The organism is Actinomadura sp. BRA 177 (assembly GCF_013372625.1).
GTDB lineage: Bacteria > Actinomycetota > Actinomycetes > Streptosporangiales > Streptosporangiaceae > Spirillospora.
In genome coordinates this window covers 1-9377 of record NZ_JABXFD010000431.1, presented here as the reverse complement: position 1 = coordinate 9377, position 9377 = coordinate 1, and the positions used below count along the sequence as shown (strand labels likewise).

Genomic DNA, 9377 nt, shown 5'->3' with positions numbered 1-9377 from the left:
TTGGTTTGTTTTTTTGGTTGCTGACCCGGCGTCTGCGAGGAGTGCCAGTATCCACTTCTCGGGCGTCGTCAGATGGCTATAAGAGACAGGGTCGGCGACGTCCGCGCCGAGCCGGGCCGCGGCGCCGAGCCGCTCCGCCGCCTCCCGATACCGGCCGCGGACCGTGGCCGCCATGCCGCCGAGGTAGGCGAGCATCAACTCTTCCCGCGCGCCCCCGGCGGACGGCAGGGAGGCGGCCCGGTCGGCGATCTCCAGATAGGCATGGGTGTCCCCGGCCGCATCGGCCGCCTCCGCAGCCCACATAAGCGCCTCCAACGCCGCCCCCACCTCCGCCCCGACAAGCCCTTCGGCGGCGTCTCGTAGGGCCGGGAGGGCGGTTGTGGGGGAGCCGGCGGCTACTTCGATTTGGCCGCGCAGCAGGGCGGCGCGGGCGGCGCGTGGGCCGTCGCCGGGCGAAGGGCGGACCTGCCGGAGCATGGCGCGGGCGCGGCGCGAGCGCCCGCTCGACCAGGCGTCCTCGGCGGCGGACAGGAACCGGTCGATCCGGACGGCGCGCGCGACGGTGAGCGTCGCGGCGCGCTGCCAGAGCCGCCACGAGTCGGCGTACCGGCCGGCGCGCTGGGCGGTGCCCGCCGCCCCCGCCAGCTCGCCGGCGAGCCGGTCGTCGGGTTCGCCGGCGACGGACGCGCGGTGCCACAGCCGCCGGGGCCGCTGCCATTCCTGGACGAGGACGTCGGCGAGCAGCGCGTGCGCGTCCTGCCGGTCCTCGCGCGACGCGTCCGCCCACAGCGAGGACCGGACGAGCCGGTCGCGGACCGCGACGCCCTCGCCCTCGAACCGCAGCAGCCCCGACGCGCGGGCCGCGTCGAGGTCGGCCGCGCCGATCCCGTCCAGCCGGGCGGCCCGCGCGAGCGTCGCGGCCCCGAGCCATTCCTCGGCCGCCGCCATCAGCACGAGCCGCCGCGCGCCCACGGGAAGCCGCAGGTGGCGGCGGCGGTAGACGGCACGCAGGGAGCTGCCGGCAGGGAGTGCCCGCGGCGGGGGCGCCGCCCCGGACAACTGCCCGGGCGTCAGCGCGGCGGCGAGGTCCCGGATCGCGAGGGGCCGCCCGCACGCCAGGTCGATGATCTCCTCGGCGAGGTCGCACCCACCGGCGCCGCCCAGACCGCCCGCCAGACCGCCCGCCAGGCCACCTGCCGCGCCACCTGCCGCGCCACCTGCCGCGCCGCCTGCCAGGCCGCCTGCCAGGCCGCCTGCCAGGCCGCCCGCCAGGCTGCTCGCCAGGCCGCTCCCGGTGTCATCGACCGTGTGGTACGCCGGGTCGCCGGGGCCGAGCGCGTCGTGTAACACGCGCAGGCTCGCCTCCTCGTCGAGTGGCGTGAGGCGGAGGCGTGGGATGCCTGCGAGGCCGTCGCCGTGGTCGTCGCGAGTGGCGAAGAGGACCGCGATCGGCTCGTCTTGGACGCGGCGTGCGGCGAATGCCAGTACCTCCAGTGAGCCGTGGTCGAGCCACTGGACGTCGTCCGCGCAGCACAGCACGGGTCCGCTCTTCGCGGCCAGGCTGAGCAGTTCGCATACCGCCGTGTAGAGGACGAGCTGCGCGGCGCTCGGTGCCCCGTCCATGATCGTGCCGAGTGCGCCGCGGTGTGCGGGCGGCAGTTGCGCGGTCTCGGCGGAGAGGGGGCGCAGCAGGCGGTGGAGGCCGGCGTAGGGGACGGCGGTCTCGCCGGGGACGCCGGTGGTCCCGATCGTCCGGAAGGCGGGTGCGGCGGTGCGGGCGGCGGCCTCCAGCAGGGCCGTCCGGCCGGTGCCGGCGTCGCCGGCGATGGTGAGGGCGCCGCCGTGTCCGGCGCGGGTGCGGTCGAGGAGCGTCTCGATCGCCTGGATCTCGCGTCGTCGTCCGTGCAGGGGGTGGGTCATGCCGGTCCCTCCTCAGCGGGAACTGACCTCGGCCAGGGGCCGTAGGGGCTCCTCTATTGGACGGGGTCTCAAAAAGCGAGGGGCCCCTAGGTCAACACGGGCACCCGGCGGCGGTCCAGAGGGTGTTTCCGTTGTGTGGCCGTCGCGCAATCCGGGCGGGGCGCGATTGTGAGCCGGTACAGTCCGGCCGCCGGAAGATGGCCCGTTCGCGCCGCTGATGGCACGATGAGGCACCCGCGTTGTGCTGGAGGTGCCCTCGATGACGGGAGGACGGCCCGCCCTGGCCGGCCAGGTGGACGCCGACCGGACGATCATGCGCAAGGCGGTGCTGCGGCTGTCGGACCGGCTGCCCGACCTCGCCGACCGGCTGACCGCCGAGATCCTGTCCGGTGACCGCGGCGACCGCGACGACGCGTTCCGGCACGACGTGTGGGAGATGTGCCACACCGGGCTCGGGCACGGGTTCAAGACGATCCTCGACCCGGGCCGGGGCCGCGCCGACCTGGACTGGGCGCGCCGGCTCGGGCAGCGCCGGGCGCACCAGGGGCAGCCGCTCGACCAGCTGCTGCGCTCCTACCGGCTGTCCGGGCGGGTGTTCTGGGAGGCGGTCGTCGAGGTCGTCGGGGAGCACGACCCGGAGAACGTCCCGGCGCTGATCCGGCAGGCGACCCGCACCTGGGACACGATCGACGAGCAGTCCGGCGCCGCCGCGGCCGCCTACCACCGCACCGAGCTGGCGCTGGCGCGCCGCAGCGAGGAGCGCGTGCAGGCGATCGTGGACGCGCTGCTGGACGGGCAGGGCGCCGACGGCGGGCTGCTCGCGACGGCCACGTCCGTCCTCGGGCTGCCCGCGACCGGCCGGTACGCGGTCGTCATGCTGGGCGCCGAGTGCGGGTTCGGGGACGGCGTGGACCGCCGTCCCGGCGACACCGGCGGCATGCGGTTCATCTGGCGGCTGCGCACCGACGCGCAGGTGGCGCTGGTCGCGCTCGGCGGCGCGGAGCTGGACGACCTCGTCGCCGCCGTCCGCCCCTACGCGCGCTCGCACGCCGGCGTCAGCCCGGTCGTCGGGTCGCTCGCCGAGCTGGGCGGCGCCCGCTGGTTCGCCGAGCTGGCGCTGCGGACGTGCCGCGGCCCCGGCAACCAGATCGCCCGGCTCGACCGGCGGCTCCCCGACGCGCTCGTGCTGTCGCAGCTGCGGCTCGCCGGGCGGCTCGGGCAGGTCGCGCTCGGCGGCCTCGGCGACGTGGACCCCGCGTTCCGGGACGTCCTGCTGACGACGCTGGAGACCTGGCTGGAGTGCGACGGCTCCGCGGCCCGCGCGGCGGACCGGCTGTTCTGCCACCGCAACACCGTCCTCAACCGGCTGCGCAAGATCGAGCAGCTGACCGGGCGGACGCTGACCCGCCCCGGCGACGTCGTCGAGCTGTCGCTCGCGCTGAGCGCGCTGCGGCTGCACGGCCCGGAGGACATCGCCGAAGGGCCGCCCGCGCGGGGAGGCGGCGGGCGGCCCGGCAGGTGAGCGGCTAGGAGTTCGGGCAGGTGTCCCGGTACTCGGAGATGTTCAGGTCCCGGCCCGGACCGGGGCACAGGAACTGGTCATAGCGGGTGTCGTTGTCGATGTACCGCTTGAGCCAGGAGATGCTGTACTTCGCGATCGTCGTGTTCGCGATGTTCGGCGCGAAGTGGCTGGCGCCGTTCAGCTCCAGGTACGCCTTCTCCGACGACGCCGGGATGCTGTTGTAGAACGGCTCGGAGTGCGAGGCGACGGGCGCGATCGTGTCCGCCTCGGCGCCGATGATCATCGTGGGGACGCGCACGTCCGAGAAGTTCTTCTGCAGGTCCCACGGGGTGAGCGGGATCGCGGCCTGCAGCTGCGGGCGGTCCTCGGCGGCCTCCAGCTCAATGTCCCGTGTGACAGGAAGCCTGCTGAAGCTAAACCGATTGTCTACGTGAGGCCAGTGCGATAAAGTAACTGCAACGTCACCATCGGTGACTTCTCATCGTGATGCGGCCAGTATCGCGGTGTGTACCGCGCCTGGGGGCATCTGATCCAGCGACGGACGGCACCGCCCCCTGCCCACCGGAGTGATGGGCAGGGGCATCGGATCGTCCAGGCTGTGCCAGATGACCGTGGACGTGAGGGAACCCGCCGCCCTGCCACGGACCGCGCACATGATGCGCGTCGCCGGGCTGGGATGCTCAACGTATGCGGGGGACCAGTGCATCCAAGACCGTTCGGGATGCGCGCAGTGTCGGGCTGTGGGCCAGACCACTCCCGACGCTGTTCAGGAACGGTTGTCGGCGGCCTGCGCGGCTTGCGGGATCGAGGGCGTCTTCGCGGTAATAACCGTGGTAGGCAGCATTTTCGCCGCCCGCTTACGGATGGATCGCTCGTCTGTTCGCTCCCTTTCGGGGAACCGTTGAGTCGGCTCCCCGGAACGGGGCGGAGCCGGGGGCCGGCTCCTGGACGCGCACATTCTCAGCAGGCGGCGGGCCCCCGGGCATCGGCGAAATCGCCGGTCATCCCGGGACGGCGGCCCTGACCAGGCGGAAGTAGTCGAACGGGCGGAGCGCGTCCGTCCGCCGCCAGGTCTCCGGCGGGACGGCGTGCTCCAGCGACACGTTCTCGGCGACCTCGAAACCGTGGTCCTTGAGCAGGGCGTCGATCTCCTCGGGCGCGAAGTGCGACCGGTAGGGCTCGGCGTTCTCCCCGACGACCTGGGCGGCGATGTGCGCGTAGGCGTCGCCTTCGGCGTCCCGGAGGCCGTCGGGCAGCGCGTAGTCCATGACGAGTTCGGTTCCGGGCGCGAGGCGGCCGATCTCGCCGAGGGTCTTCGCGATGGCGTCGCGGGTGAGGTAGAAGCTGACGCCGAGCCAGCTCACCAGCGCGGATTTCGTCGTGTCGAACCCCGTGCCGGCGAGTTTCCGGACGGGCTCCTCGGTCTCGAAATCGACGGGTACCAGGACGATCCGGTCGGGGATCGCGATTCCGGCCTTCGCCAGCAGTCCCTTTTTCCATTCCTGCGTCGCCGGGTGATCGACCTCGAACACATTGGTGTCCGGATCCCCGCGATACCCGTAGGTGTCGAGGCCCGCGCCGAGGATCACGTACTGCCCGTGCGCGGCGAGCCGCTCCTCGGCATACCGGGCCCGGACAGTGGTGACCGCCCTGGTCCCAGCCAGGATGATGTGCTCGCCCTGCGCGCGGTGATAGCCGATCATCTCGTCCGCGAGGCCGCCGAGAAGCCGTTCCGCGACCGTGTCCGTGAAGACCTTCGGCGTGCCGTCCGCCGTCAGATGCGCCGCCCGCGCCGCCGCCGAAGAAAGCGCGGTCATGCTGGGCCGTCCCTCGTCCATCGACCTGTTCCCCTTTCGTCCACAGGGAACATACCGGCCGATTTCTTCAGCATAACAGAACGAAATAAATTATTGATGAACGTGCCATCACATTATCGCTGTCAGCGGTCTGACAGCGATCTGCCAGGACGTCGCCGAAAACTGTGTCCCGGAAAGTCCAGGAAAGGAGCACATCATGATCGACGTCCTCATCATCGGAGCGGGCCCGACCGGCCTCACCCTCGCGGTCGACCTCGCCCGGCGCGGGATCCGGCACCGGATCATCGACCCGGGAACGCCCACCGGCTCGCGCGGCAAGGGCCTGCAACCCCGCACGCTGGAGGTCTTCGACGACCTCGGGGTGATCGGCGCGCTCCTCGACACGGGCGGCCTGTACCCGCCGATCCGTGCCTACGCGGGCGCGGAGGTCGTGTGGGAGGGCCGGATGGCCGAGCCGAAGGACGCCTCGGACGCCGTCCCGTACCCGAACGGGCTCATGGTGCCGCAGTGGCGCACCGAGCAGATCCTCCGCGACCGCCTCGCGGAGCTGGGCGGACGGGTGGAAAAGGCGGAACTCGCCACGTTCGCCCAGGACGCGGACGGAGTGACCGCCACCCTCGCGGACGGCACGATCGTGCACGCCGCCTATCTCGTCGGCGCCGACGGCGGCCGCAGCACCGTCCGCAAGACCCTCGGCATCTCCTTCGCGGGCGAGACCCGCGCGGAGGAGCGCGCGCTCATCGGCGACGTCCGGACCGCCGACCTGGACCGGGACCACTGGCACACCTGGGCCGACCTGGAGACCCGCACCGCCCGCGTCGGCCTCTGCCCGCTCGCCGGGACGGACGACTTCCAGTTCACGGCCCCGATTCCGGCGTCCGAGAACCCGGAACTCACCCTGGCCACCTACCAGAAGATGCTGGAGGCCGGCTCGGGCCGCACCGACATCCGGCTGACGGACCTGACCTGGAGTTCGATCTACCGGGTCAACATCCGGATGGCCGAACGCTTCCGGGACGGCCGCGTCTTCCTCGCCGGGGACGCCGCCCACGTCCATTCGCCCGCCGGTGGGCAGGGCCTCAACACCGGCGTCCAGGACGCGTACAACCTCGGCTGGAAGCTGGCCGCCGTCATCAACGGCGGACCGCCGGCCCTCCTCGACACCTACGAGGAGGAGCGCCTTCCGGTCGCGGCGGGCGTCCTCGGCATCAGCACGAAGCTGCACGAGAAGGCGGCCCGGGGCCAGGCGGACGCCTACCAGCGCGGTGAGGAGCTCCAGCAACTCCTGCTCGGGTATCCCGACAGCTCGCTGTCGGCGGGCCCGCTCGGCGGCACCCGCGCTCCGGACGCCGTCCTGCACGACAAGTCCGGCATCCGGCACCGCCTTCACGACCTGCTCCGAGGACCCCATTTCACCGTTCTGGCCTTCGACACGGAGTTCGAGCACCCGGACGTCCGTGTCGTCACGATCGGCGAGCGAGGCGACTACACGGGCACGGAGGTCCAAGCCACCTACGCGGCGGGCCTGGCCCTGATCCGTCCGGACGGCTACATCGCCTGCACCGGCGACGCACCCGAGATCCGCACCCACCTGGCCCGGCTGGGCGCCGCGGCGGCGTGACCACGGCCGCTGGTGAGCCCGCGCGAGCAGCGCGACGCTGCTTTCGGGCGCTGAACCTAGGATCGGATCCGCGAACCGTCCATGCCGAGTGAAGCAGGCCACCAGATGACGAGTACCGGGCAGCAGGCCGTCCACGAGCTGCGGGCCGATTTCGGGATCGATGCGGGGCGCATCGACCAGATCGGGCGGCTGCTGGCCGGCGGGGCGTTCCGCTCGATCGAGGACGTCGTTTCCCTGACCGGGACGTCGCGGCGGACGGTCGAGGCGGTGTTCCGGGCGCTGGAGCCGCACCTCGAATCGTCCGGGGACGGGAAGCGCATCGCGAAGCGGCACATCGATGAGTACAGCTTCGGCGCGCGGGAGCCGTTCGGCGTCCGGGACCCGTGGACGGAGTCCGCGCGCCGCGACCCGGACGTCCTCGCCGCGATGGCGGAACTGATCGACGCGGCGCCGCCGCCTGTGCAGGCGCTCGACCACGTGCCCGCCACCGCCGAGACCGTGGTCAAGCGGGCCCGGTTCATGCTGGACGGCTTCGACCTGACCGGCGCGCACGTGCTCTTCGTCGGCGACCACGACCTGACCTCGCTCGGCCTCTTCCTCGCCGGTGGGGCGCCCGGCCTGCGGGCGAGCGTCGTGGACGTCGACGAGCGCCTGCTGGAATTCGTCGACGCCGAGGCGGCGCGGCGCGGCTGGGACGTGCGCTGCCACTTCGCCGACCTGCGGCTGGGGCTGCCCGCCGCGCTGCGGGAATCGTGCGAACTGGTGTTCACCGACCCGCCGTACACGCCCGAAGGCGTCCAGTTGTTCGTCGCCCGTGGCTTGCAGGGGCTACGCGATCATCGCAACGGCCGCGTCCTGCTGGCCTACGGGTACGGCGAGCGGCAGGCGGCGCTCGGGCTCGCCGTTCAGAAGGCGCTGAACCCGCTGCACCTCGCCTACGAGGCGATGCTGCCGGGATTCAACCGGTATGTGGGCGCGCAGGCCGTCGGCAGCGCGGCGGCGCTGTACGTCCTGCGGCCCACCCGGCGGACGGCCGCTGCCGCCCGGGCAGTCGCGGACGATCCCCAGGCGGCCATGTACACCCACGGCGCCCAGTCGGTGGAGGCGAGCGGCGGCCTGGACGGCGACGCGGCCGCCCGCATCATCGAACTCGGCACCGACTCCGGGGAGAAGACGCTGCTGGTCGGCGACGACTGGCCCGCCGACGCCCCCGGCCGGCGGATCGGGCTGCCCGCGTTCCTGGGCGCGCCGCTGCCCCGGAACCTGCAGGACCACGGCACCGTCCTGGTCAACCTGTATCCCGGCTTCGGGGCGTCGGCGATCCGGGCGCTGCTGGCCGCGAACGCGCCCCGGACCGGCCTCGTCTGCCGCAACGGCCTGCCCTTCCTCAAGGACGCGGAGGGACAGCGGGAGTTCGCCCGACTCATCGGGCCCAAGTACCGGATCGTCCGGTGGCTGCGCGGCACGCCCGGCCCCGGCCAGGCCCTCGTCCTCGCGGAAAGGACACGGCCGGACGAGCAGGACGGCGCCGGACGCGTCCTCGGATACATGTACGCGCGGGCGCACGGGAAGCTCGGCAACGGCTGGCGGGAAGGGCTCATCGCGCTCCAGAAGGCCGCCGGCCGGGCGCTGACCAAGGGCGAGGCCCGCGCCGTCATCGGATCGGCCGCGAGCCGTCCCGAACTGCTGGAACGACCGCTGATGGATCTGCCGCCGCACCTGTTCGCCGTCCTCGAAAAGGACGTCGAGCGCTCGGTGGCGGCCCTCCCCGGCTGATCAGGCGCGGGCTCTGGTGGTCCCGCCGTTGGTGTGCAGGATCTGGCCGACGAGCGTCGGTATCCGTTCGTCGGTGAGGAACGCCACCGCCGCCGCGATCTCGTCGGGCGTCGCGATCCGGCCGAGCGGCACCCGCGCGGCCTGCCGGGCGAGGTACTCCGCGGCCGGCTCCCCGGCCGCCTCCGCCAGCGAGGCCAGCCGGGGCGTGTCGATCACGCTCGGCGCGATCGCGTTCACCGCGATGCCGAGCGGCGCCAGCTCCCGGCCGAGCGACTTGGTGAGCGTGACGATCCCGGCCTTGGCCGCCGAGCACGCGGTCTGCCCCGGCCAGCCGGTCAGCCCGCACTCTGCGGCGACCAGCACCATCCGGCCGCCGCCGCGCTCCACCATCCCCGGCATCACGGCCTGCGCGCACGCGAACGCCCCGCCGAGGTCGACGTCGATGACCCGCCACCAGTCGTCCGGGTCGTGCTCGGCGAACGGGGCCGTGGTCAGCCGGGTGGCGCCGGCGACCAGGATCCCGACGTGCCCGTCCGCCCGCCGCTCGATCTCCGCGACCATCGCGGACACGGCGTCGGGATCGGCCACGTCCGCGGGCGCGGCGATCCCGCCCAGCTCGCGGGCGAGCGGCGTCAGGTCCCTGTCTCCTATACACCTCTGCCGCTGCCGACGAAGAGGATACTCGAGACTCACGGCGTCGCCGCAGCCACCAAACACACAA

At 72.9% G+C, this 9377-nt stretch carries 6 protein-coding genes and 1 pseudogene; 3 read left to right on the top strand and 4 right to left on the bottom strand.

The annotated features are described in order from the left end of the window. Positions 1-1920: AAA family ATPase (locus HUX53_RS26070; RefSeq protein ID WP_176405863.1), on the bottom strand; the 1920-nt coding region annotated here is incomplete at its 3' end. 259 nt (positions 1921-2179) lie between these two features. On the opposite strand from HUX53_RS26070, the gene HUX53_RS26065 reads away from it, so the two are divergent. Next, positions 2180-3442, top strand: a complete 1263-nt coding sequence (locus HUX53_RS26065) for a CdaR family transcriptional regulator (protein WP_176405862.1) — start codon at positions 2180-2182, stop codon at positions 3440-3442. 4 nt (positions 3443-3446) lie between these two features. On the opposite strand, the pseudogene HUX53_RS26060 reads toward HUX53_RS26065, so the two are convergent. Both HUX53_RS26060 and HUX53_RS26055 read right to left on the bottom strand, forming a co-directional pair. After that, positions 3447-3821: pseudogene (locus tag HUX53_RS26060) on the bottom strand (alpha/beta fold hydrolase); the annotation flags it as partial. A gap of 622 nt (positions 3822-4443) precedes the next feature. Further along, the gene (locus HUX53_RS26055) at positions 4444-5259 is read right to left on the bottom strand and encodes an SAM-dependent methyltransferase (protein ID WP_176405861.1); all 816 of its coding nucleotides are present in this window, start codon (positions 5257-5259) and stop codon (positions 4444-4446) included. A gap of 196 nt (positions 5260-5455) precedes the next feature. Here HUX53_RS26055 and HUX53_RS26050 point away from each other — a divergent pair, with 196 nt between their 5' ends. Both HUX53_RS26050 and HUX53_RS26045 read left to right on the top strand, forming a co-directional pair. Further along, on the top strand, positions 5456-6880 hold the full coding sequence (locus tag HUX53_RS26050) for an FAD-dependent monooxygenase (RefSeq protein ID WP_176405860.1): 1425 nt from the start codon (positions 5456-5458) through the stop codon (positions 6878-6880). 105 nt (positions 6881-6985) lie between these two features. Next, positions 6986-8656, top strand: a complete 1671-nt coding sequence (locus HUX53_RS26045; protein WP_176405859.1) for a bis-aminopropyl spermidine synthase family protein — start codon at positions 6986-6988, stop codon at positions 8654-8656. Here HUX53_RS26045 and HUX53_RS26040 read toward each other — a convergent pair whose 3' ends face one another. Continuing rightward, positions 8657-9349, bottom strand: a complete 693-nt coding sequence (locus HUX53_RS26040; RefSeq protein ID WP_176405858.1) for an SDR family oxidoreductase — start codon at positions 9347-9349, stop codon at positions 8657-8659. Between the last annotated feature and the right edge of the window lie 28 nt (positions 9350-9377).